21 protein-coding genes, 1 pseudogene and 1 riboswitch are annotated in these 25,453 nt (G+C 40.2%); of the genes and pseudogenes, 11 read left to right on the top strand and 11 right to left on the bottom strand.

Annotation, left to right across the window (positions count from 1 at the left end; translation table 11 throughout):
- Positions 1–521: 521 nt before the first annotated feature.
- From F580_RS0122035 to F580_RS0122010, 6 genes are all read right to left on the bottom strand, one after another.
- The gene (locus F580_RS0122035; protein WP_019029932.1) at positions 522–1,292 is read right to left on the bottom strand and encodes an SDR family oxidoreductase; all 771 of its coding nucleotides are present in this window, start codon (positions 1,290–1,292) and stop codon (positions 522–524) included.
- A 10-nt stretch (positions 1,293–1,302) separates the two neighbouring features.
- Positions 1,303–2,193, bottom strand: a complete 891-nt coding sequence (gene mmsB, locus F580_RS0122030) for a 3-hydroxyisobutyrate dehydrogenase (protein ID WP_019029931.1) — start codon at positions 2,191–2,193, stop codon at positions 1,303–1,305.
- Positions 2,194–2,303: 110 nt separating this feature from the next.
- Complete coding sequence (locus F580_RS0122025) at positions 2,304–3,476, bottom strand: enoyl-CoA hydratase/isomerase family protein (protein WP_019029930.1); 1,173 nt, start codon at positions 3,474–3,476, stop codon at positions 2,304–2,306.
- 38 nt (positions 3,477–3,514) lie between these two features.
- Complete coding sequence (locus F580_RS0122020; RefSeq protein ID WP_019029929.1) at positions 3,515–4,303, bottom strand: enoyl-CoA hydratase; 789 nt, start codon at positions 4,301–4,303, stop codon at positions 3,515–3,517.
- 89 nt (positions 4,304–4,392) lie between these two features.
- Positions 4,393–5,550, bottom strand: coding sequence for an acyl-CoA dehydrogenase family protein (locus tag F580_RS0122015; RefSeq protein ID WP_019029928.1), 1,158 nt, complete (start codon positions 5,548–5,550; stop codon positions 4,393–4,395).
- A gap of 162 nt (positions 5,551–5,712) precedes the next feature.
- Positions 5,713–6,909, bottom strand: a complete 1,197-nt coding sequence (locus F580_RS0122010) for an acetyl-CoA C-acyltransferase (RefSeq protein WP_019029927.1) — start codon at positions 6,907–6,909, stop codon at positions 5,713–5,715.
- A 295-nt stretch (positions 6,910–7,204) separates the two neighbouring features.
- On the opposite strand from F580_RS0122010, the gene F580_RS0122005 reads away from it, so the two are divergent.
- Positions 7,205–7,603 (top strand): MerR family transcriptional regulator, encoded by a 399-nt coding sequence (locus F580_RS0122005; protein WP_019029926.1) that lies wholly within the window; start codon positions 7,205–7,207, stop codon positions 7,601–7,603.
- Here the strand turns inward: F580_RS0122005 and F580_RS27020 are convergent.
- A pseudogene (locus F580_RS27020) lies at positions 7,599–7,802 on the bottom strand (hypothetical protein); the annotation flags it as partial. The gene F580_RS0122005 and the pseudogene F580_RS27020 sit on opposite strands and share 5 nt — an antisense overlap.
- A 145-nt stretch (positions 7,803–7,947) precedes the next feature.
- Here F580_RS27020 and F580_RS0122000 point away from each other — a divergent pair.
- The 9 genes from F580_RS0122000 to F580_RS0121955 all read left to right on the top strand — a co-directional run bounded on the left by F580_RS0122000 (position 7,948) and on the right by F580_RS0121955 (position 18,630).
- The gene (locus F580_RS0122000) at positions 7,948–9,117 is read left to right on the top strand and encodes an isovaleryl-CoA dehydrogenase (protein ID WP_019029925.1); all 1,170 of its coding nucleotides are present in this window, start codon (positions 7,948–7,950) and stop codon (positions 9,115–9,117) included.
- 332 nt (positions 9,118–9,449) lie between these two features.
- Positions 9,450–11,066: a carboxyl transferase domain-containing protein gene (locus F580_RS0121995; RefSeq protein ID WP_019029924.1), complete on the top strand. Its 1,617-nt coding sequence runs from the start codon at positions 9,450–9,452 to the stop codon at positions 11,064–11,066.
- A gap of 56 nt (positions 11,067–11,122) precedes the next feature.
- Positions 11,123–12,022 (top strand): enoyl-CoA hydratase/isomerase family protein, encoded by a 900-nt coding sequence (locus F580_RS0121990; protein ID WP_019029923.1) that lies wholly within the window; start codon positions 11,123–11,125, stop codon positions 12,020–12,022.
- A 4-nt stretch (positions 12,023–12,026) separates the two neighbouring features.
- Entirely contained in the window at positions 12,027–14,093 is a 2,067-nt protein-coding gene (locus F580_RS0121985; RefSeq protein WP_019029922.1) for an acetyl/propionyl/methylcrotonyl-CoA carboxylase subunit alpha, read from the top strand.
- A 2-nt stretch (positions 14,094–14,095) separates the two neighbouring features.
- On the top strand, positions 14,096–15,043 hold the full coding sequence (locus tag F580_RS0121980; RefSeq protein WP_019029921.1) for a hydroxymethylglutaryl-CoA lyase: 948 nt from the start codon (positions 14,096–14,098) through the stop codon (positions 15,041–15,043).
- Positions 15,044–15,085: 42 nt separating this feature from the next.
- Positions 15,086–15,811 carry a CoA transferase subunit A gene (locus tag F580_RS0121975; RefSeq protein ID WP_019029920.1) on the top strand — a complete coding sequence of 242 codons (726 nt, stop codon included), beginning with the start codon at positions 15,086–15,088 and terminating at the stop codon, positions 15,809–15,811.
- 2 nt (positions 15,812–15,813) lie between these two features.
- On the top strand, positions 15,814–16,470 hold the full coding sequence (locus tag F580_RS0121970) for a 3-oxoacid CoA-transferase subunit B (RefSeq protein WP_019029919.1): 657 nt from the start codon (positions 15,814–15,816) through the stop codon (positions 16,468–16,470).
- 232 nt (positions 16,471–16,702) lie between these two features.
- Positions 16,703–16,805, top strand: a riboswitch (cyclic di-GMP riboswitch).
- A 58-nt stretch (positions 16,806–16,863) separates the two neighbouring features.
- Positions 16,864–17,223 carry a DUF3718 domain-containing protein gene (locus tag F580_RS0121960; RefSeq protein WP_245560674.1) on the top strand — a complete coding sequence of 120 codons (360 nt, stop codon included), beginning with the start codon at positions 16,864–16,866 and terminating at the stop codon, positions 17,221–17,223.
- Between the two features lie 255 nt (positions 17,224–17,478).
- Positions 17,479–18,630, top strand: a complete 1,152-nt coding sequence (locus F580_RS0121955) for a patatin-like phospholipase family protein (protein WP_019029916.1) — start codon at positions 17,479–17,481, stop codon at positions 18,628–18,630.
- A 218-nt stretch (positions 18,631–18,848) separates the two neighbouring features.
- Here the strand turns inward: F580_RS0121955 and F580_RS0121950 are convergent, their stop codons facing one another.
- Complete coding sequence (locus tag F580_RS0121950; protein WP_019029915.1) at positions 18,849–20,816, bottom strand: monovalent cation:proton antiporter family protein; 1,968 nt, start codon at positions 20,814–20,816, stop codon at positions 18,849–18,851.
- Positions 20,817–21,181: 365 nt separating this feature from the next.
- Between F580_RS0121950 and F580_RS0121945 the strand changes: the two genes are divergently transcribed.
- A complete protein-coding gene (locus tag F580_RS0121945; RefSeq protein WP_019029914.1) occupies positions 21,182–22,099 on the top strand; it encodes a GGDEF domain-containing protein in 918 nt (305 codons plus the stop codon).
- Between the two features lie 67 nt (positions 22,100–22,166).
- Here the strand turns inward: F580_RS0121945 and F580_RS0121940 are convergent, their stop codons facing one another.
- The 3 genes from F580_RS0121940 to psrA form a co-directional block, all read right to left on the bottom strand.
- Positions 22,167–22,898, bottom strand: a complete 732-nt coding sequence (locus tag F580_RS0121940) for a hypothetical protein (protein WP_245560673.1) — start codon at positions 22,896–22,898, stop codon at positions 22,167–22,169.
- A 3-nt stretch (positions 22,899–22,901) separates the two neighbouring features.
- Positions 22,902–24,254 (bottom strand): DEAD/DEAH box helicase, encoded by a 1,353-nt coding sequence (locus tag F580_RS0121935; RefSeq protein ID WP_019029912.1) that lies wholly within the window; start codon positions 24,252–24,254, stop codon positions 22,902–22,904.
- 213 nt (positions 24,255–24,467) lie between these two features.
- Positions 24,468–25,097, bottom strand: coding sequence for a TetR family transcriptional repressor PsrA (psrA, locus tag F580_RS0121930; protein ID WP_019029911.1), 630 nt, complete (start codon positions 25,095–25,097; stop codon positions 24,468–24,470).
- Positions 25,098–25,453: the final 356 nt, after the last annotated feature.

The following is a 25,453-nucleotide window of genomic DNA, read 5'->3' as shown; positions in this document are numbered from 1 at the left end:
TATTTGTTTGCATGAACATCATTCATTAAGCGTTTTTGTTCTCCCCGAAAGGAAAACTATGTAAAACAACATTAATGTGAGTGCTCACACAAATTGCATGATAACTAATTGTTAAAGAAAATCTTAACTACTCTCTATTAGAGAAATTAAGAAGCAAATAATCTCATTCGTTATTTGCTTGACTTCGTTGCTGTTGCCCCGAAGCAGGTGGCGTATAATACGCTGCCTGGTTTTGATGTCAACGTTTATTTTAAGTTACTTTAAAATACTTTAAAACTATACGTTAAGTTAACTGATTACCCTTAAAAGGAAGTAGATAACTTATCAAAACATCCTATTGGTTATGGTTTTCACCTGAACCCCTAGGAACTGGAGCGCATTGTATTGAATTTTAAGTTTTGTTCAAGCTTTATTACTCGTTTTTCACAAAAAACGGCTTGTTTGAACGAATTTAGTACAAACAAGTACTTTATTGATTAAGTAACGAGCTAAAGGTAGCCAAGAATAACTAAAAATACAAGCTACATGCAAAGACCGCCATCAATTTCAATAACACGACCAGTAAAGAATTCATTTTCAAAGATGTATTTTGCCGTGTGGGCAATTTCTTCTGCTTCACCCAAGCGACCAACAGGTTTCATTTTCTCTAACCTATCACGCATCTCTGGTTTCATAGCATCTGTCATGGCTGTTCGGATCACTCCCGGTGCAATAGCGCCCACGCGAATACCGTGACGGCCAAGCTCTCTAGCCCAAGTTGTTGTCATCGCAACCACACCTGCTTTTGCAGCTGCATAGTTGGTTTGTCCCATATTACCGCCACGGGCTATAGAAGACATATTAATAATGACACCTTTCCTGCGTCCTTCAATCATATGAACCGCTGCTTCACGGCCACATAAAAACACCCCGGTAAGGTTAACGTCAATCACAGACTGAAAGCTTTCTAAGGACATCTTCTTAGCAACAACACCATCTTTAGCTTTTACAAACATGCCGTCACGTAATATACCAGCATTATTAACTAAGCCATCAATACCATCGAAGTCTTGATTAATTTGTTTGAAGGTTTGCTCTACTTCAGCTTCTTTAGTGACATTAGCTAAGTAGTAGTTAACTTTTATATTTTCATTGCCCGCTGCAGTAACTTCCTTAACGCTTTCTTTTAGCTGCTCTTCATTTAAATCGATTAACGCAATATTGGCGCCACTTTTGGCAAAGCTTATTGCCATAGATAGACCTAAGCCTTGACCACCACCGGTGATAACGATTGTTTTATCTTGTAATTTCATTTATCTCAACTTAATTTTTATTAAATAGTTTAAATATACTGGAAAAATCTTTACTGCCATTACCTGAGGCTGCATGCATAGCGTATAAACTACGCGCCAACGATCCCATAGGAGTAGAAGATTGACTAGCTAATGAAGTTTCCATGGCTAAGCCTAAATCTTTAGCCATCAAATCAACCATAAAACCACCTTGATAATCATTCGATGCGGGGACATTTTCCATTACCTCTGGGCATGGATTATATACATCAAGGGTCCAGTTACTGCCTGAGCTGTTACTCATGATGTTAGATAACACTTTTGGATCTAAGCCATTAGCAATGCCCAATTGTAATGCTTCACTAGTACCTACCATTAATACTGACAACAGCATGTTATTACATACTTTTGCTATTTGCCCAGCGCCATGCTCACCAGCATGAAAAATATTTTTCCCCATAGCCTTCAAGATAGGCTCTGCTTGGGTGAACTCTTTACTGCTGCCACCCACCATAAAGCTTAACGTACCTGCAACCGCGCCACCAACCCCCCCAGAAACAGGAGCATCAACAAAATTTATATTTTTTTCGGCCAGTGCTTTAGCTACCTTACATGAGGTAGCTGCATCAATAGTTGACGAATCAATAACTAAACACCCTGGTTCAATATGATTAATCAGTCCAGTATTTTCTGCTAAGTATACCGCATCAACATGCTTACCCGCTGGCAGCATTGAGATAACAAATTGCGCACCTTGGACACAGTCTATAGCACTAGCTTTAGTACTTGCTCCTGCTGCAACGACATGAGCTACAGCATCAGCTGAAAGGTCAAAAACACAAACGTGGTGACCCGCTTTAGCCAAATTAATAGCCATTGGGCCGCCCATATTACCCAAACCAATAAACGCGATATTAGCCATAATTATCCCTTAAAAATTGTTACAGTTGTTATATGTCTTATCTAATAACTAGGCGCTAACCCAGTACTAGCTCTTGCTTTAACTCTGTGTTAACCAATATTTGGCCAAGTTTAGCCAAGTTTAGCCAGCGGATGTGCTGCTTTAGACCACTTAGACTCGAAGAACCAATCAAGTACATTTTCATCAATTAACTCAACAGACGGATATTGCCATTTTGGGCTATTATCTTTATCAATTAATAATGCTCTGACACCTTCGAGAAACTCACCAAAATGTCCGCACTTAACCGCTAAGTTTAATTCCATTCGAAGACAATCAGCTAATGACATGCCTTTACCTAGCTGTAATTGTGAATAAGCCAACTGGGCACTTAAAGCACTGCCATTTTTCAATGACTTTTGTGCTCGACTAAACCACTTACCTTCTATTTCAACACTTAAGATAGCAGCAACGATTTCGCTCAAGTCTTGCTTTTCAACTAACTGACTTATAAATGTTTGATGTTCTCTTAATAACGATGTTGGCAGTTTACTTACTGAGCCTTGTTCAAACTCTTGTAATAGTTGCGCCGCTTTATCGTGATTTAATGGTATTGTCTCGCCCCAGTTAATGATTGTAAGTTGTTCGAGAAATTTATCTTTGTGTTGCTGCTCAATAAAATAATCAGCAAGCTGGCAATATTTAGCATCTGCAGCATTGATTGATGCACCTGTTAGGACAAGAAATAAACCACAACCTGCAGGCATTTTATTTAAAAAGTAGCTACCGCCGACATCAGGGAATAAACCAATACCAATTTCAGGCATGGCAATACGTGAGCTTTCAGTAACGACCCTATGGCTGCCGCCAACAAGCATGCCCAAACCACCACCCATAACAATACCACTACCCCAAACAATAAAGGGTTTGTTAAAGCTGTGAATTAAATAATCTAATTGGTATTCCTGGGTAAAATAATCTTCAATTTCTGGTGAGAAATTTTTATCTGTAATCAGCGCTTTAATTTTATCTTCAGTGCTAATGCTATTTTTCAGCGAATTATTTTTCATCGCCTCATATAAATGCACAATATCACCACCAGCACAAAAGGCTTTGTCTCCTTCACCTTGCAAAAACACCGCGGCAATGTCGTCTTGCAGTTGCCAAGTAAGCAATTGCGGGTACAGTAGGGCGATCATCTCGCCACTTAAGGCATTAAGTGACTGAGGTGAGTTAAGCGTAACTACGCCTAGTTTTTTACCATTTTCACAATCAACTTCATTAAAAATAACTACATCTGTCATAATTTTTCCTATTTATAGGCTGTTTAAAAGTATTAGTACTACTTATTTTGCCAAACAGGCTTACGCTTATCTAAGAAAGCTTGTACACCCTCTTTTTGATCAAGGGAATCAAATAAATCGACAAATGCTTGTCGCTCTTGTATCAATACTTTATTAATAGGCATGATTCGGTTTTTTTGAATAAGTCGCTTACAAGCGGTTACTGCAACGGGGCTTTGTTTAGCGACTTTAGCCGCTAAAGCAATTGCCGCAGATTTACCTTCACCTTGAGCAACAACCTCTTCAACTAAACCAACTTTTAATGCTTTATCCGCATCAAGGCGTTCTCCACATAAAATCATACGCTTAGCCCAGCCTTCCCCGACTAACAGTGCTAAGTTTTGCGTACCACCCGCACAGGGCAATAAACCAACACTTGCTTCAGGCAATGCCATGACTGCATGTTGTTCACTAATACGAATATCACAAGCTAAAGCGACTTCTAATCCGCCGCCCATGGCATAGCCATTAATAGCCGCGATAGAAACACCACCAAAATTGGCCAATGTTTCAAATGCTTGACCAAAAATATCACTCATCTCTGCAGCGATTTGTTTATCTCCATCTGCAAATACATTTAAATCAGCACCCGCAGAGAAAAACTTACTACCATCACCCGTTAAAACCAGTGCATAAATATCTTTATCTTTATTGAGCTTTAAAATTAAATCACGTAAATCAGCCAAGCTTTGCGCTGTCCACGTGTGTGCAGGAGGATTGTTAAAGGTTACAACGGCAGTATGAGCAATAACTTCTACTCTTAAAAACTGTGATGAATAATCAGACATTTTATTTCCTTTACTAAATTCTTATATTAGTTGTGGCTATTTTCATGAGCGCTATTTTTCATAAAACTCATGTCTGTGTAAGATGATGCCTAGAGCAATTGCCCTGCCCCTTCGGTTAATAACCTTCTGGCAATAATAACGCGCATGATCTCATTGGTACCTTCAAGAATTTGATGCACTCGTACATCTCTAAAGTGACGCTCTAAAGGGTATTCTTTGATATAACCGTAACCGCCATGAATTTGCAGCGCAGCATCGCACACTTGGAAGCCTACATCAGTTGCAAACCGTTTTGCCATGGCACAATAGGCCGTTTTTTCAGGATCATTTTGATCGAGTTTATAAGCGGCTAAGCGTACAAGTTGCCTTGCTGCAACCAATTCTGTTGCCATATCGGCAAGTTTAAATTGTAAGCCCTGGAAAGCGGCGATGGGTTTACCAAATTGTTCCCGCTCTTTCATATAAGTCATAGCTGTATTTAAGGCTTGTTGCGCTGTGCCAATAGAACAAGTAGCAATATTTATACGACCACCATCAAGTCCTTTCATTGCGAGTGAAAAACCTTCCCCTTCGCTCGCCAATAAATTTTCTAACGGAACTTTGACATTATCAAAAGTAATTTGCCTTGTTGGTTGTGCGTTCCAACCTAATTTTTCCTCTGCTTTGCCATAAATTACCCCTTCAAGATCTGCTGGAATAACTAAAGCTGAAATACCTTTAGCGCCAGCCCCACCGGTGCGTACCATAACAACTAATACTTCAGTTTCACCCGCGCCGGAAATAAACACTTTCGAACCATTAACGATATAATTGTCGCCGTCTTTTTTCGCACTGGTGCTAAGTGATGCGGCATCTGAGCCTGAGCCGGGCTCGGTAAGACAATAAGACGCTAACTTTTCACCTGTTACTAATTGTGGGCACCAGGTATTTTTTACCGAAGCTGTGCCCCAAGTGGCAATCATCCAAGTGGCCATATTATGGATAGTCATCATGGCGGTTGTTGTTGTACAGCCCATTGCTAGCTGTTCAAAAATAATTGAAGAATCAAGACGACTTAAGCCAAGACCGCCAGCCTCTTCTGGCGCATATAAACCACAAAAACCTAACTCGCCGGCTTTAGTGATGACATCTTTGGGAAAGGTATGTTCTAAATCCCACTTAGCAGCATTAGGTAATAATTCGCTGTCGCTAAATTGCTTCGCCAAATCAGCAAACATCTTTTGGTCTTCAGTTAAATCAAAATTCATTGGTAATTCCTGTATTTAGAGAAACATCTCTTTATATGTTTCGTAGGTAGTTATTCAGCTTTAAGTTGTATGGCTCTAGTTGAAGGAAAAAGCACGGAGTTGACGGTAGTCAATGAGTACTTTTGACGAATAAATTGAGCCATACAACACTAAGATAAATAACTACAGCATTTCTAAGGCAATTGCAGTGGCTTCACCACCACCAATACAAAGCGAAGCAACACCTTTAGATAAACCTTTATTTTTCAATGCATGAATTAAGGTAACCATAATACGCGCGCCACTGGCACCCAATGGATGACCTAATGCACAAGCGCCACCATGAATATTCACTTTATTTATATCTAACGACATATTTTTAACCGCTAACATAGTGACCATGGCAAACGCTTCGTTAATCTCAAATATATCTACGTCATCAGTAGTCCAACCGGCTTTATCAAGTAGTTTATTCATAGCGCCAACTGGAGCCACAGTAAACTCAGCTGGTGCTTGAGCGTGAGTAGCATGAGCAACCACTTTACAAAGTGGGGTTAAACCACGTTTTTTCGCTTGTGATAATTTCATCATCACTAACGCTGCAGCGCCATCTGAAATTGAACTGGAGTTAGCGGCGGTAATCGTACCGTCTTTTGTAAAAGCGGCGCGCAATGACGGAATTTTATCTGGGCGAGCATTGCCCGGCTGTTCATCCGTATCAATCAGCGTTTCTTTACGTCTATTAATCACGGTAACTGGCGTAATTTCATTTTTAAAAGCACCACTTTCAATGGCAGCATTGGCACGCGAAAGTGAACGGATCGCAAATTCATCCATAGCTTGACGAGTAAAACCAGCTTCATCGGCCGTTTCTTGGGCAAAACAGCCCATTGAAATACCATCATAGGCATTCTCTAAGCCGTCTTGCATCATATGATCAATGACTTGGCCGTGCCCCATACGTAAACCTGTTCTTACTTTAGGTAAAATATAAGGTGCATTACTCATGCTTTCCATACCGCCAGCAACAGCCACATCAATTGAACCGGCAAGTAACGCATCATGTGCTTGCATGGCGGCTTTCATGCCTGAACCACACACTTTATTAATCGTGGTACACACGGTTGATAGTGCTAAATCAGCTGAGATGGCGGCTTGACGTGCAGGAGCTTGCTTTACGCCAGCAGGTAAAACACAGCCCATTATCACTTCATCTATTTGGTCATTGGCTAAATTAGCCTGCGCCACCGCTGCTTTAATTGCACTAGCACCAAGTTCGGGAGCCGTTACAGGGGATAAGCAACCACCAAAGCCGCCCATAGGGGTTCTTATAGCAGAAACAATAACAATAGGATCAGATGATGACACGGTTGTAGACATGGAGATCTCCAGCTTCTTATAAAGCATTAATGGATATAAATTTGCACAAATTAATGGCCTGTATTTTAGCCTAACTTAATCGGCACTTTACGCCAACGTAAACCCAATAACTAAGGTTGTTAATAAAAAGCCATTTGTAAGCACTTTCTTACAGGCTATGAACAATTGTCATTGCAGCCCTCTAAAAAAGCAACCTTTACGTTAACGTCAACTTCATATAAGATAAATCAATAAATAGTTTTTATCAAGATGTGTTGTACCCGCAAAGCACAAATCAGCAGTACGAGCCTTAAACATGACCTTAAAAGATAGCCAAGTAAAATATTCTATTAGTGATTTATCAAAAGAGTTTGATATCACGACACGCAGCATACGTTTTTATGAAGACCAAGGGCTAATATCTCCAACACGCAAAGGACAAACGCGAATTTATAACCAAAGGGACAAGGTTCGACTAAAGTTAATTTTACGCGGTAAACGCCTAGGTTTTTCATTAGCAGAAACAGGACAGTTATTTGAGTTATACGATGTTGATAAAACCAGTGCTAAACAACTCACTAGCATTGTGACGTTAATAAACAACAAGAAAAGTGATTTAAAACAACAGCTTGTTGATATAAGTGCCGTATTGATTGAATTAAATGATTTAGAAAATAATTGTCAAAAAACCCTAATAACATTAGAAGATAACTAGGGGCTTTTGATCTTCCGAGATTGTTTTTGCAGCCGTTTGTTGGGTATTTATACAAGGCAGAGCCTTTGTAATGTGGTTGTTCCACATAAAAAGGCGATAACGCCGTAAAAATGACCAACAAACACTGTCCGAAGGATTCGGCTAAAAACGTTTTACTCTTTGTTGAGTAGTATTTGCTTAGAGTGACTAGGCTACACACTACCCGCCGCGATTAAAACGTTTTTATCTCGAACAAAATTTAACCGCGAAAGATCAATAGACCCTAGACAACAAAACAAAAGAATATTATTCGCCTAACGACTAAAGCTCGTTAGCACAATTAACATAGAGAGAAGATAACCGTCATGATTTCACAATATAGCTCACTTAATTTTAATTTAGGCGAAACCGTAGATATGATCCGCGATCAGGTCAATGCTTTTGCCCGTGATGAAATCGCGCCACGCGCAGCACAAATCGATATTGATAATGTCTTTCCTAAAGATTTATGGCGCAAGTTTGGCGACATGGGTTTATTAGGTATGACGGTTGAAGAGGAATATGGTGGCTCTGGACTTGGTTATTTAGAACATATTATTACCATGCAAGAAATCAGTCGAGCTTCGGCTGCGGTAGGTTTAAGTTACGGCGCTATGTCTAATTTATGTTTAAACCAATTACGCAAAAATGGCTCACATGAGCAAAAGTTAAAATATCTACCTAAGCTTTGTACCGGTGAGCACGTTGGCGCGCTTGCGATGAGTGAGCCAAACGCTGGCTCTGATGTAGTAAGTATGAAACTTCGCGCTGATAAAAAAGGTGATAAGTATATTCTTAACGGCAATAAAATGTGGATCACCAACGGCCCAGAAGCCGATGTTTATGTTATTTATGCAAAAACAGATACCAGTGCTGGTTCAAAAGGAATTACTGCCTTTATCGTTGAACGTGACTACCCTGGCTTTTCTCGCCATCAAAAATTAGACAAGTTAGGTATGCGCGGCTCTAATACCTGTGAGCTAGTTTTTCAAGATTGTGAGGTTCCTGCAGAAAATATATTAGGCGGTGAAGGCAAAGGCGTACGTGTACTGATGTCAGGTTTAGACTACGAGCGCGTGGTTTTATCTGGTGGTTCTTTAGGCATCATGGATGCCTGTATGGATTTGGTCGTACCTTATATTCATGACAGAAAACAGTTTGGCCAATCTATTGGTGAGTTCCAATTAGTACAAGGTAAAATTGCTGACATGTATACCCAAATGAATGCAGCTAAGTCATACGCGTATATGGTTGCTCAAGCTTGTGATCGTGGTGAAACCACCCGTAAAGATTCAGCAGCCGTTATTTTGTTTGCGGCAGAGCTAGCGACAAAAATGGCACTTGATACCATTCAATTACTCGGCGGCAATGGTTATATTAATGAATTTCCCGCCGGTCGTTTATTACGTGATGCCAAGTTATATGAAATTGGTGCCGGTACTTCAGAGATCCGCAGAATGTTGATAGGTCGTGAGTTGTTTAACGAATCTAAATAGCGAGCCATCTTGTCGTTAGATGGTGCAATAAAGTCGTCAACAGTACTCATTGACTCATGTCAACTCCGTGCTCTTTCCTTTTTATTGCACCATTTAACTTAAAGCTGAATCACTACTGATAATACATATCTGTTTAGTAAAAAATTAAAGAACAATTTAATAAGTGTTCAAACAAACAATGAGTTAACCAGTAATTGTTTAGTTTGCAGCAGTTTAATTCAAATACAAGGCAAAAAAGCGCAGTTGACGTTAGTCAATGAGTATTTTTAAACGCAGTAGTTGAGTTAAAGCGCAATAAAATAAATGAATACTAACAAATAAAAGGCTCTCCCGTGGCAAAGCTAATATCAAAAATAAACACTCGCAGCCAAGACTTCGTCGATAATGCTGCCCATATGCAAGTTCAAATTAATGATTTGCGTGACAAGCTCAGTGAAGTGAAACTAGGTGGTGGTGATAGAAGTCGTCAGCGCCATTTAGACCGAGGTAAGTTGTTGCCACGTGACCGAGTTAACGCTTTACTCGATGCTGGCTCGCCTTTTCTAGAATTATCCCAACTAGCCGCTTATAAAGTCTATGATGATTACGTGCCTTGCGCTGGCATAATTACCGGTATTGGTCGCGTGTCAGGGCAAGAGTGTGTCATTGTTGCTAATGATGCGACAGTTAAAGGTGGCACTTACTATCCGCTAACCGTAAAAAAACACCTTAGAGCACAAGCAATCGCTCAAGAAAACAACTTGCCTTGTATCTACCTTGTTGATTCAGGTGGCGCTAATTTACCCAACCAAGATGATGTCTTTCCAGATAAAGAGCACTTTGGTCGTATTTTCTTTAATCAAGCCAATATGTCAGCCAACAATATCCCACAAATTGCCGTCGTTATGGGCTCATGTACCGCGGGTGGTGCCTATGTTCCTGCCATGGCTGATGAATCAATTATTGTTAAAGAACAAGGTACTATCTTTTTAGCCGGCCCCCCCTTAGTCAAAGCGGCAACGGGTGAAGTGGTTACCGCTGAAGACTTAGGTGGCGCAGACGTACATTGTCGTACTTCTGGGGTAACCGACCATTACGCTCAAAACGACCATCATGCCCTTGATATTGCACGCGCAGCGGTTAAAAACTTAAACAGAGTAAAACCGGTAAACCTGAATATTCAATCCCTTAATAAGGTTGAAGAGCCGGCCTATCAAGCCGATGAAATCTACGGCATCATTCCTAAAGATACCCGCCAACCTTATGATGTGCATGAAGTTATTGCCCGGATCGTTGATGGCAGTAATTTTGATGAGTTCAAAGCCCTTTATGGTAATACCTTGGTCTGTGGTTTTGCCCACATCTTTGGCTACCCTGTAGGTATCGTCGCTAATAACGGGGTGTTATTCGGTGAATCTGCGGAAAAAGGTGCCCATTTTATTCAGCTGTGTGCACAGCGTAAAATTCCACTGGTATTTTTACAAAACATTACCGGCTTTATGGTCGGTAAACAATATGAAGCAGGCGGCATTGCCAAACATGGCGCTAAAATGGTTACGGCTGTTGCCACCGCACAAGTGCCTAAATTTACCATATTAATTGGCGGCAGCTTTGGCGCCGGTAATTACGGTATGTGTGGCCGAGCTTATGATCCGCGTTTCTTGTTTATGTGGCCAAACGCGAGGATTTCAGTAATGGGTGGCGAACAAGCTGCCGGTGTTATGGCACAAGTGACTCGTGATAAAAAAGCCAAGTTAGGGGAAAGCTGGAGCGAAGCAGAAGAGCAAGCATACAAACAGCCGATCATTGAAAATTATGAACACCAAGGTCACCCTTATTACGCCTCTGCCCGTTTATGGGATGACGGCATTATCGACCCCGCTGATACCCGCCAAGTTTTAGGCTTAGCCATTTCAGCGTCACTCAATAAAACCATTGCAGACACTAAATTTGGTATTTTCAGAATGTAACTTGCCTGTACAAGACAAGAGTACTCTCTACCAGCAATAAGCGTAAAGGAAAAAGTATGTCGATTGACACAGCAAACTCAAATAAGCCAAACAATTTAAGTGACTCAAGCAAGGTGCTTTATACAATTAACGACAATGGCGTAGCCACCGTTACCTTTGATAATGCTGCCAAGCATAATGCTTTTGATGACACTATTATCAAAACATTAACTGATATTTTTAATGATATCGCACAGCGTGATGATATTAAAATTATGGTACTAGCCGCGAATGGTAAAAGTTTTAGTGCCGGTGCAGATTTGGGCTGGATGAAACGCATGGCAGGATACTCTTATGAAGATAATCTTAAAGATGCTCATAAATTAGCGCAGATGCTTAAAGCCTTAAACTTTCTCCCACAAGCAACCATCGCTAAAATCCAAGGTGCTGCTTTCGGCGGCGCCGTTGGCTTAGCAAGCTGTTGTGACATAGTTATCGCCAGTGACAAAGCCAGTTTTTGCTTGAGTGAAGTTAAATTAGGACTTATTCCTGCAACCATCAGCCCTTATGTGGTTAACGCCATAGGGTTAAAAGCGTCACGACGCTATTTCCAAACTGCTGAGCGATTTTTTGCTGATAAAGCCATGCAACTGGGTTTAGTTGATGAAGTGGTTGAGGCAAATGAATTAACGCCGGCGGTAGAGAGAATGATAACCACCCTGCTTAACAATAGCCCACAAGCAATGAGGCAAGCTAAACAACTTGCTTTTGACGTTGCTTATCAGGATATCAACGAACAACTACTCAGCGACACCAGTGCACGTATTGCCAGTATTCGAGTTTCAAGTGAAGGACAAGAAGGCCTTAGCGCTTTTTTCGAAAAACGTAGTCCTGCTTGGCAACAAAGTGCTACTACAGACAATCAACTAACTAGCAACCTCCTAAATAGTAACCATAGTAACGACAGCGAAGGATAAACAGATGTTTAGTAAAATATTAATTGCTAACCGTGGTGAAATTGCTTGCCGCATTATAAAAACAGCCAAAAAGATGGGTATTTTAACGGTCGCCGTTTATTCTGATGCCGATAAAGATGCTTTACATGTTCATATGGCTGATGAGGCCGTTTATCTTGGCGCGTCACCTTCGCGTGAAAGCTACCTAGTAATAGATAAAGTGATTGCCGCTGCCAAGAAAACAGGCGCGCAAGCTATCCACCCAGGTTACGGATTTTTATCAGAAAATGCTGACTTTTGCCGTGCTTGTCAGCAAGAGAATATTACTTTTATCGGCCCTCCTGTTGCCGCCATTGAAGCCATGGGCTCAAAGTCTGCAGCCAAGAACATCATGGCAGAAGCGAATGTGCCCTTAGTACCGGGTTACCATGGTGACGATCAAAATGAACAAACCTTAAAACATGCCGCAGATACCATGGGTTACCCAGTTCTGCTTAAAGCCACAGCAGGTGGTGGTGGTAAGGGTATGCGCCAAGTGTGGCGTGAAGAAGAATTCTCGACAGGTTTTGCGGCTGCCAAACGTGAAGCAATGTCTTCCTTTGGTGACGATACCATGCTGGTAGAGAAATATTTAACACAACCTCGCCATGTGGAAATTCAGGTATTTTGCGACAATCACCAAAATGCGGTGTACTTATTTGAGCGAGATTGCTCGGTACAACGCCGTCACCAAAAAGTGATTGAGGAAGCGCCGGCATTTAACATGAGTGAATTTCTGCGCAGTAAAATGGGTGAGATGGCAATAAAGTCGGCGCAAGCGATTGGCTACCAAGGCGCAGGTACGGTTGAGTTTTTACTTGATGTTGATGGTTCATTTTATTTTATGGAAATGAACACCCGCTTGCAAGTAGAGCATCCGGTAACTGAAATGATATCGGGACAAGATTTAGTCGAGTGGCAATTACGTGTTGCCGCTGGTGAAAAACTACCAAAATCTCAGCAAGAATTGACCATAACCGGTCATGCCTTTGAAGCAAGAATTTATGCCGAAGACCCGAGTAATGATTTTTTACCCGCTACCGGGCAATTAAATTTGTTAAAAACACCGGTCGAAAGTAAACATGTACGTATTGATACCGGTGTACGTCAAGGTGATGAAGTCAGTGTCTTTTATGATCCCATGATAGCAAAGTTGATTGTCTGGGATGAAAATAGGGAAAAAGCTTTACAACGTTTAGCCAAAGCCTTACGCGAATATCGCATTGATGGCGTTACCACCAATATTGAATTTTTATATAACTTAGCCACTACCGATGCTTTTAAAAATGCCGACATCGACACCGGTTTTATTGAAAAAAATCACCACGCTATTTTTCATCAAGGTGATGAAAAGCAAAAAGACGAGTTATTAACCAAGCAATTACCTACCGCCGCCTTGTACCTAATACTCGCCCTTGAAAATAAAACTAAAGCGCTAGCAAAACAAAGTAATGATCGCCATTCTCCTTGGCATATGACTAACGCTTGGCGTTTAAATGAGCCCCATAATCACTCATTAATATTGGCATATAATGATATTGAATATGCCGTGACCATTGAGCAAAAACGTCAAGGTAGTGCCAGTTATTATTTGATCACCATTAACGGTGCAGACGTCACTAGCCACGCGGTTGATTGTCAGGGAGAAATTGAAGGTGAAAAAATCACGGTAACTCTCGATGGTCATCGTAGCCAAAGCATTGTGGCTCATAACGAAACTGATAACAGCATAAGCCTTTATCAGGAACACGGCGTTTTTAGCTTTAGCCAAGTATTGCCAGATCATGGACAAGATCAAGATGATGATCATCATGGTGGTTTAACGGCCCCGATGAATGGCACTATGGTGAGTGTCTTGGTAACTCCAGGTGAACAAGTGAGTAAAGATCAGCCTCTGGTTATTATGGAAGCGATGAAAATGGAACACACCATTAAAGCGCCCAGTGACGGTGTGGTAGATGAGGTATATTTCAGTGCCGGTGATATGGTTACTGGTGGTGCTGAATTACTCGCTTTTTCAGCACAAGTAACAAGTAAAAGTGACGAGACATAATAATGAGTATTCAAATCCCAGCTTTTCCACAAAAATTACCTAAGCAAGTAAAGATTGTTGAAGTTGGCCCCCGAGATGGTTTACAAAATGAAGCTCTCATTAATGGCAAGGCTATCAGTGCCGCTGATAAAGTCGCCTTAATTGAGCAGTTAGCTGATGCAGGCGTTAGTTATATTGAAAGTGGCAGCTTTGTTTCCCCCAAATGGGTGCCGCAAATGGCAACCTCTGCGGAAGTTTTTGCCACCATAAAGCGTGATAGTAAAGTAGTCTATGCGGCTTTAACGCCAAATATGAAGGGCTACGAAGCTGCGGTTGCCGCTAATGCCGATGAAGTTGCCATCTTTGCCGCCGCCTCAGAAAGTTTTAGTCAAAAAAATATTAATTGCTCTATCGAAGAAAGTATTGCACGTTTTGCGCCGATAATAGCGGATGCTAAAAAGCGTAATATTAAAGTGCGAGGTTATGTTTCGTGTGTGATCGGTTGTCCTTATGAAGGTGAGATTGCGCCAGAGAAAGTTGCCATGGTGGCAGAAAAGTTATTGGCTATGGGCTGTTACGAAATATCTCTTGGCGACACCATAGGTGTTGGTACTCCAGCTAGCGTAACTAAAATGCTACAGGCAGTAAATGCCCGTGTACCAACGGCTCAACTAGCGGTTCACTTTCATGATACCTACGGACAAGCGTTAACGAACATTTACGCCGCGCTACAATGTGGCGTTTCGGTAATCGATAGTGCTATTGCAGGCTTAGGCGGCTGTCCTTATGCTAAAGGTGCCTCTGGCAACGTTGCCACAGAAGATGTTGTTTACTTGCTCAACGGTTTAGGTATAACAACGAATATAGATTTCGATAAGTTGCTGCAAGCAGGTTGGTTTATCAGTAAAAAATTAGGCAAAGCGCCAATTTCTAAAGTATCAACCGCTTACCTTGCACAACAGAAAGCTTAGCACGACAATAATCGATGCAGAATAAAGCAATAGGAGATAAAAATGGCAGGATTTGACAAAGTAGTATCAAGCTATGAAGAAGCCATGGCTGGACTTACCGATAACATGACAGTGATTTCAGGTGGTTTTGGCTTATGCGGCATTCCCGAGAATTTAATTAGCGAAATAAAACGCAAAGGCACTAAAGGCTTAACCTTGGTTTCCAATAACTGTGGTGTAGATGACTTTGGTTTAGGTGTGTTATTACCCAATCGACAAATTAAAAAAATTGTTGCTTCATATGTTGGTGAAAATGCAGAGTTTGAACGTCAAATGATGGCGGGAGAATTAGAAGTTGAATTAACACCTCAAGGTACACTTGCCGAAAAAATGCGCGCAGGCGGTGCTGGTATTCCGGCATTTTTCACCGCAACAGGAGTTGGCACCCCCGTAGCGGAAGGCAAAGAAGTACGCAATTTTAATGGCCGAGATTATATTCTAGAAGAAGCCATTGTTGGTGACTTTGCCATTGTAAAAGCCTGGAAAGCCGATAGATACGGTAATTTAGTGTTTAGAAAAACAGCCCGTAACTTTAACCCTTTGGCGGCAACAGCCGGTAAAATCACCGTCGTTGAAGTAGAAGAAATTGTCGAAGTTGGCGAGTTAGACCCGGATCAAATTCATACACCTGGTATCTATGTTAATCGCCTTATTCAAGGCACTTTCGAAAAACGTATTGAACAACGTACGACACGCCCAGCAGATCCCCAAGCAGTAAAAGGAGTATAACGATGGCTTTATCAAGAGAGCAAATCGCCCAGCGTGTTGCCAATGAGTTAAAGGATGGTTATTACGTTAATCTAGGCATAGGTATCCCGACCTTAGTAGCAAACTTTATCCCTGATGATATTGAGGTGATGCTGCAATCAGAAAATGGTTTACTGGGTATGGGGCAATTTCCAACCGAAGAAGAAATTGATGCCGACCTTATCAATGCTGGTAAGCAAACGGTTACTATGGCCGCTGGTGCTTCAGTATTTGACTCGGCAGAATCTTTTGCCATGATACGTGGCGGCCATGTAGATTTAACCGTCTTGGGCGCTTTTGAGGTGGATGCTAATGGTAATATCGCTTCATATATGATCCCAGGTAAATTAATCAAAGGCATGGGCGGTGCAATGGATTTAGTTGCCGGGGCAGATAATATTATTGTCACTATGACCCACGCTTCTAAACATGGCGTATCCAAGTTACTGAAAAACTGCACTTTACCATTAACCGGTAAAGGCTGTATTAAAAAAGTATTGACGGATTTAGCCTTTATTGAAATTAAAGACGGTAAGTTCCATTTGTTAGAACGTGCCCCTGGTGTATCGGTAGAAGAAATTATTAAGTTAACTGAAGGTGAACTTGTTGTAACTGGAGACATACCAGAGATGAAACTGTAAACTTGTACAAATTTGTAAAAAAATAATACAATACACTTTGTACAAATAAAAAGCGATCAAACAAAACTAAGTAATTTTAGTAAAGGTAATAACTATCAAACTGTTACCTTTATTACCCCCCACTGTTCCTTGCTCTAAATCTGAGTTATTTAGCAGTAACCCATCCCTCAGATAGTGCCAATCAGCCCATTTAACTTGCACTTTGGTTACAATTACGTGATACTTAACCTTGACAAAGAAAAGGCAAAACACGCGAAAACGTGTTACGCAAAACCACCGGTCTAAGGATAAAAGTGAAATAATTCAATTTTATCTATGACAGCGGAGTCACCTCGTTAACAGGTACATCCCGTGGTTTTTTCTTTTATTAACTCAATTATTAAGGTTTATAAAATGAAAAAATTATTAATAGCTTCAACCATCACTTTTTTAATATTAGCGTCTGCTGTAACGACACCAAAGGCACAAGCTGCTGACATTGCGACAAGTATTTGTCAGTACGTGGCAACCGATGACAAGAAACGCATGCGTTCATTTTTAAAGACGAACAAACTAAAAATTCGTCGTATCTTCAACGGTATTAAGTGTAATGGTAAGAACTTATTAGAGTTTGCATCGACTTCAGGTTCAGTAAAAACAGGCTCTTTGATGATTTCAAAGTTACCAAAGAAAGTTGTTTCGGCTAACCTATCATTCCTTCAAACTGGATCGCAACCATTGATAGACGCTGCCAACGCTCGCGTTAGTAGTTAAGATTATTTAAAAGTAGACCTTAATACCTTTTAGCAATAAAAATGGATGAGTAAAAGCAATACTATTTAATAATTCTATGTCATTTTAAAAAGTCAGCTTCTGCTGACTTTTTTTATTTTTAAAGATAAATCCCCCGTATTAATTCAGCTATTCCCTAGCGAAGTAAATCAAAAGCACTTACACTTAACTCATTGAAGCCGATTAGAAAATAGCTCTTATTCAAACAGTTTAAAAATAAAAAACAACCCACTATCTATGACATTAAAACGGAATTACCTTAATAGTAAAAATGCACTAGTACTTACCGGTGGCGGTGCCCGTGCAGCCTATCAAGTAGGGGTTTTGTCAGCTATTGCCAAATTTATTCCGAGAAACCATGGTATTCCTTTTTCTATTCTTTGTGGTACCTCTGCCGGTGCAATCAATACCACCTCACTAGCGTGTTATGCTTCGTGCTTTCATTTAGGCGTAAAAAAACTAGAGTGGGCATGGAAAAACTTTAATATATCGAGTATTTACCATAGTGACCCTATCAAGGTCTACAGCCACATAGGGCAAGGAATGCTGGCGAGTTTTCAAGCCGACTACGCCAATAAGACACCGCGTAGTTTACTTAATAGTGCACCACTAAGAGCGCTACTTGATCAGATACTAGATTTTAGCCGTATTGATAATAATATTGCCCGTGGTTACCTATCTGCAGTATCGATTACTGCATCAAGTTATAGCAGTGGTGACTCCATTAGCTTTTATCAATCTGATGGTCTAGCCCTACCTTGGTCACGCGCTAAAAGGCGCGGCGAATTGTGCCAACTGAACACTGAGCACTTAATGGCTTCTTCAGCAATTCCTATGGTGTTTCCATCAGTTAAAATTAAAGATCAGCATTTTGGTGATGGCTCAGTACATCAGCTATCGCCTTTAAGCCCTGCTATTCATTTAGGAGCAAAAAAAATATTTGTCATTGGCGTTGATCAACCGAAAGAGCCTTTACACGCCAAAGAAAATAACCCTCATCCACCAAGTTCGGCAACTATTGCCGGTCATTTACTGGACTCGGTGTTTGCTGATACCATGCATAGCGATCTAGAGCGCATGGCTCGTATCAACGAAACCCTCAAGTTAATTTCGGCTCAAAATAGAAAGGCAAACGAAGGATTACAACATATAGATAGCTTTGTCATTAACCCAAGCCATGATTTTAATGCTATTGCTAGTCAGTATTACTACGATTTACCCTTATCTATACGCATACTTTTACGCGGCATTGGCATAGGTAATGATTCGGAATCGAGTATTGTTAGTTACTTATTGTTTGAGAAAAACTTTTGCAGTGAGCTAATAAGGTTAGGTTTTGCTGATGCCATGGAGCAAGAACAAACCATCAGGAAGTTTCTAGAAATTTAAGGGTATTATTGTTAACAGCAATAAGCTGAGATAAGCATAACAATGTTTATCTAACAGCAGTTTTATTTACTTCACGTTAAATTCACTGCATTAACTAGGGTTAAATACAAACTATTTCCTGTCAGCTAGTGCTGCTTACTCAAGTCGTTATTGTATTATAAAAACACTGTTCATTGCTAAACTTTGCATACGCGTTACATAGTTGACTGCATAATAAATTAATCGCCTTCTTGTAAGTAGCGCTCAACTCGCTCAACTCTGCGCGGTTTTCCTCTAACAACGAGGGTATCTTGGTTTTGTAAAACTGTATCTAATGCGGGCGACTCTGTTTCTACACCGTCTCGTTGCAAGGCAACAATATGAACTCGACGTTGCTCAAGTGCTAAATAGGCGAGTGTTTTACCACGGGAAAATGAGTGGTTATTAATGAGAATCGCATGAGCGAACTCAATTCTATCAATAGCTTCAGGGCTCATATCGGTTTGCTCCCCCTGAAAAAAACCATGCAGATGATTATAGTGATTTTTACGTTCTTTCTGTATTCGACGCATAATTCGAGAAAATGGCACGCCCGATAACGACAGTACTTGTGAAACCAACATCAAGCTGCCTTCTAAGCTTTCAGGCACAACTTCATTAGCACCAGCATCTTGTAGAGCATTGAGTTGATCATCATTTCGTGTTCTGACAAGAATAGGTACATCACTATTCATGCTCCTCACTTTTTGGATCACCTCTATTGACTGCTTATCATTACCAAAAGCAATAACGACCAACTTAGCTTTGGATAAACCCGCGGCGTTCAACACTTCAGTTTGACGTGATGAGCCAAATAGCACTTTCTCACCGGCATCTCTGGCTTTTTGGGTCCGCAGAGGGTCAACATCTATAGCGACAAAATCTATTTTATCTTGTTTTAAAAACCGGCTGACTGTTTGGCCAACTCGACCAAAACCACAGATGATAACGTGATTTTCAAGTACTTTATTTTCAGGTAGATACGATAAACCAATGGTTTCTTCGGTTTTTTCCCGACTTAAGAATAGCGCCCAAGATCTGGCATTATTCATCATATAAGGGGTAATCGCCATGCTGATAACACCCGCGCCAAGTAACATAGAAGCGACACCAAGCGGCAAGACTTGACTTTGGCTTGCCAGTGCAATTAAAACAAAACCAAACTCGCCCATTTGTGCCAGCATAAAGCCTGAAGCCCATGCGTCTTTACTTGACTCTCCGGCTTTTACGGCCAGAGTTTTAATCACCAAGACTTTAATCGCCATAAAACAAATCATTAAGCCTAACAAACTAAACGGTGATGAAACCAGTAAACCTACATCAAGTTTCATACCAACGGTAATAAAAAACAAGCCAAGTAATATATCTCGATAGGGTCTAATATCAGCTTCAAGTTGGTGCTTATACTCACTTTCACTTAACATCATGCCGGCCAGAAAAGCGCCTAGCGCCATCGATAATCCAAACCATTGGGTGAAAGCTGCCGCCAATAAAGTCACTAACAAGGTAGTTAAAACAAACAATTCATCCGTGCGAACTTGGGCAATGATGTTAAAAAGTTTAGGTAGTAACCACTTACCAACAAATAATAAAAGCGCGACTACTACCACACCTTTAACCATAGCAAGCATTAATGCCCATACCATAGAGCTTTGGCTATCCATGGCTAGCATAGGAATTATAATTAATAAGGGGACGACAGCTACATCTTGGAAAAGCAGAATAGCCACCGAAAGTTGGCCTGATTTTCGCTTCATCGCGCCACTTTCACTTAACTGCCTAATAACAATCGCGGTGGAAGACAGTGCTAATATACTACCAACAACAAAGGCGCCAGATAAACTTAATCCGAAAAAAAGCCCAGCAATCATAAATACCAGTAGAGAAATACCAACTTGTAAACTACCAACAGAGACCACTAAATGACGCATAGCCTTCAACCTGGGCAAAGAGAATTCTAACCCTAGGGTAAAGAGTAAAAAGACAATACCTAGCTCGGCAAAATGATCATAATCTATCTGGTCTTGGGCAATGTTTAAACCGTGTTGACCGACAATCATACCCGCGAATAAGTAAGCCAAAATTGCCGGTAAATTCAAACGGCGAAATAACCAAACCACAAATACGGCACAGGTTAATATTGCCAGAACTTCAAAATAACCGCTCACATAGTTTCCTTTCTTTTACTCGTTAGTTCTTAATACTGAAGATAGCGACACAACGCAACTTAACGTAATAACTGAGCGGCAAAATATTGCCGCTAAGTAAGTTATTTTAGACATTATCCGTATAACCGTAAATAGAGTTTACCTAGCCTTAAAGTATATTAACAACAAAAAAAATTATATTTCAATCAGTTAACTTTGTTGTTTACAGATCTATTTATCTAATCAGCTAAAAATCAATAGAACTATGCACAACGGTATGTTTTTTGCTTCTAATTCATTAGTTGAAATTAACGTCAAAAAAGTACTTTTAAAAAAGTCATACTTTAGTAATTGGCGTTAACAGATAAAGTTAATGAGGTTGTTGTATGCAAACACTAAACGTACTTGATAATAAATTCGCTCCCTTCAATACCTATAGTACATTAAGCACTGATGCGCTTATTGCCCAATCGTTTTCAAATTGTATTTTTGATAAACAACAGACATTATCTTTGGTGACAAGCTTACAAACCACCCTCGATGTTGAGCAATTATTACAGATATTCTCAATGGAGGTTGCCCGCTATATTGATTTTTCGGGACTTTACTTTAAGAGCAAAAGCTTACATCACTCCTTACGTGGCAGTAGAAAAGCTAAACAAAAAAATCACTTCGAGTTGAAAATTGATAAGGAATCAATAGGCACATTAAGCTACGGTATTAATAGCCCTATTAGTTTAACTAATCATAAAGTACTCGAACAATTACACCATTGCTTACGGTATCCCTTAAAAAATGCCATTGCTTACCACGATGCAATTCAACTTGCGATGCAAGATGCCTTAACAGGGCTTGGTAATCGTCGATATTTTGATGAGCAATTGAAACGTGCCATGTATAATGCCAATCGACATCATAGTTTGATGGGCCTTGTACTCGGTGACTTAAATAAATTTAAAGCGATTAATGATACTTTTGGTCATGTAACCGGTGATATTGTCTTGCAAGAGTTTGCTAATTTATTGCGCCAATGTACTCGAAACTCTGATAGTTTATTTAGGTTTGGTGGTGATGAATTTGCCATTATAATTGAGAATGCCAATGATAATGCCTTAGTAATTATTGAAAGTAGAATAAACATAGCATTAACGAGCAATGTTATACTGGGTAAATACCAACTTGGCTGCAGTATTGGTTCAACCTTTATGGCTAGAACTGATAATGAAATGAGTTTTTTCACGCGTGCAGACGATAACTTATACCAAAGAAAAGTGACCTCTGCGGCACATTTAACGATAGTGTAAACACTCGTTGAGTGCCTATTTAGGGTATCTGATTTTACCGTGGTTTTTATACTCGCTGATGCTCTGACTACTCTGCTCTAGCAATCAAATCTTCAAATGCACGCTTACGTTCATGTGGGGTAGCATTGACTAGTAATCGGCAAAAACGCACCGCTTTGGCAAAGGCTTTTTCATTTATAGCGCTCTCCCCTAAATACTGAAAAACCGAAAAGAGGTAAGCTTCATCTAAAAAGAATATCGCTGCATAGTGTTTAATAGCATCAGGTAATGATGGATATGACACCCCGTCAAAGCTAAAAGTATCAATGAGTACGTCTTCATAATTAATCACTGCTAATTCAATGCCATTAGCTACCAATGGCCAGCCCACGTAGTTTACCCGACCTTTTGCAACTTCATACATAAACCAGGCACTTCGGGCAAAACCCGCAAAATTTCCTTGTTCAAACTCACTGGTCGCCAACTCTTCTTGAGACCAATTAATACCAATAGCTAGGTCATTCGAATAATGCGTCAATAATTGTTTTTTTACATAAGAATTGACTGCCCAAATATTCGCTACTTGTGCTTTTTTAGCGATTCTTTGGCATTCACTACAACTTGGAATGGATAGTACCGGATGAGGACAACTCGGTCTTAGATAGTTATTCTCTTCATAAGAGCTTAGTGGTTTAGGGGACGGAAAGATAAAGTCTCCATCGCGAGGCTCACCACAAAACCAGCAACAACACCTTTTATCAAAAGGTGTTTCTGTTATAACCACAGAAGTAGTCACTGGTTTTTCGCTATGATTTGGCAAGTTCTAACGTTTTTTCTGAATCTTATTATTGTACTTGCTGTTAGTTCGCGCCGCTTTATTCTTACTCTGGGCTTTGCTTTTAACATCTTTCTTAGCTAAGTTTTGATTTTTCTCCTGCGTGGCACGATATCTATTTTTACTGTCACGCTTTACACTAGCCTCTTGATAAGCATCAGCTTCTTGGCGATTAAACTCGTAACCTGGTACCACAACACGTTCAAATTTCCGACCAATAAGCTCTTCAATGTTGCCTAAAAAACGTTCATCTTTCGGGCTCACTAAAGAAATAGCCGTACCAGACTTTCCTGCTCTGCCTGTACGACCAACGCGATGAACATAATCTTCAGGTAAAAAGGGTAAATGAAAGTTAACTACGTAGGCTAGATCTTCAATATCTAAACCTCGAGCCGCAACATCGGTTGCCACTAACACGCGCACTTTACCTTCTTTAAATTGTTCTAGGGCCTTATTTCTTGCACCTTGGGTTTTATCGCCATGGCATAATGCCGCTTTAATACCGTCAAGTTTTAGTTCTTTTGCTAAGAGATTAGCGCTTTCTTTGGTACCAGCAAAAACAAGTACTTGCTGCCAGTTATTCACCCCAATCAACTCAGAAAGTAATTCACGTTTGCGTGCTTCACTTACCCAGTAAACAGATTGCTTTATTTTACCTGAGGTGGTGTTTTCTCTAGAAATGCTAATGGTCTTTGGCGTTTTTAACAATTGATTGGCTAATGATTTGACTCGTTCTGAGAAAGTAGCTGAAAACATTAACGTTTGATGTTTATGTTTAATGGCAATGAGTAACTTCTCTATGTCGGTTAAAAACCCCATATCTAGCATGCGATCTGCTTCATCAAGTACCAGAAACTTCACTTGTGATAAATCTACATTGTGCGAAGTTAAGTGCTCTAATAGGCGACCAGGTGTTGCCACTAAAATATCAAGACCTTGTTTAAGCATCTTGGTTTGTGAGGCGACTTTACCTCCACCATAAACCACGCCACATTTTACCGGTAGATACTGACTAAACTGCTTGATATTTTCGCTGACTTGTATAGCAAGCTCACGGGTTGGTGTTAGTATCAACGCTCGAATCCCCTGACCTGAGGCACTTCTTTCATTCTCTGAACCGGTAGCACTGTGAGAGGCATGATTAGCTTTAGCAATTGCATCCAAAATTGGTAAGCTAAAAGCAGCCGTTTTCCCGGTCCCTGTTTGTGCGCTAGCGAGAAGATCAGTGCCTTGGCGAATAACAGGAATGGCTTCTTGCTGAATCGGGGTTAAATTTTTATAACCACACGCCTTAACCGCTTTTAATAAATCAGCCGATAAACCAATTGAATCAACACTCATATGTCACCTAAACCCTAAATAAACTCGTAAAATACTGAAATAGCATCATTGGCGCGGATTATAATACAAATTGTCGTTAAAAGCAGAACTTGTCTTCAATAATTGATAGGGATATATAGAGGGGAATACACTCTATTCCTTCATTAAGCAAAAGATGAGGTATTTGAGTAAATGACTGCAGTGAAAATCACTGGCAGTCTTTTCAGAATAGCTTTAAAGCGGAGAAATAGGTGCGGCAACGCCGGCTGAAACGTAAGGGATGACACGCTCGATAACCCCTGCGATATCTAACTTATTATCAAAATCATTTTGAGCAATATCAATTAAGGCCTCACTTGATGACATAGTAAAAACTATAGTGCCCATAGTGAAGTGTAAGCGCCAAAACATCTCTTCAGTACTTAGCTCTGGGTAAGCTTTTTTTACCGCCTTGGTAAAGTTGGTGAATACATCAGGATATTGAGTTGTTAAAAACCAACGTAAAAATCCCTGACTATCGGTGTAACCACGTCCTAATAATTGTAAAAAGGTACTGGTGCCGTTTTCTTTAAACTCATTAAGACTTAATAACGGCTCTATAAAAGCAGAAAAAACCTCATGTAATGTCGGTTTACGTTTTGCTTGGCAAATAAGTAACAACGCAGATTCTAACTGTGGTGACAACTCATCCATATAACGAGACATAACCGACTTTATCAACTCTTTCTTAGAGCCAAAGTGATAATTTACCGCCGCTAAATTAACATTGGCTTGGCTAGTGATCTCTCTTAATGAGGTACCATTAAAGCCTTTGTCGGCAAAAAGGACATCGGCGGCGTCTAATATTTTATTTTTAGTACTCATAAATCATCTTATACTGTTTGCTGTTTAGCTGGATAATTGTTCGCGGGTGTTGATTCACTGCTTTATTGATACACAATAAAATTGTGAATTTAAACAGGCGTTTAAAATAGCGTATTTTTTGTAAACAGGTCAAGTCTTTTACAATGACTTAAGGCTATTTTACTAAAATGTAGCGAGTAGTAGCCTTTTAGCACAAAAGATTACACTAGTTACACAGTAAAACACAATATAAGGGTTTATTATCACTTTAGTTTCAACAAGACAGTGAATTTATAAACTTGCTGTTTTGTTTACTCCCTTATGTTTTGTTTTTGTTTTTTTTATATTGTTTTATCTCAACCCAGTTTCATGTTGTA

It is taken from the genome of Colwellia piezophila ATCC BAA-637 (genome assembly GCF_000378625.1).
GTDB lineage: Bacteria > Pseudomonadota > Gammaproteobacteria > Enterobacterales > Alteromonadaceae > Colwellia > Colwellia piezophila.
This window is presented reverse-complemented; position numbering and strand designations above follow the sequence as displayed.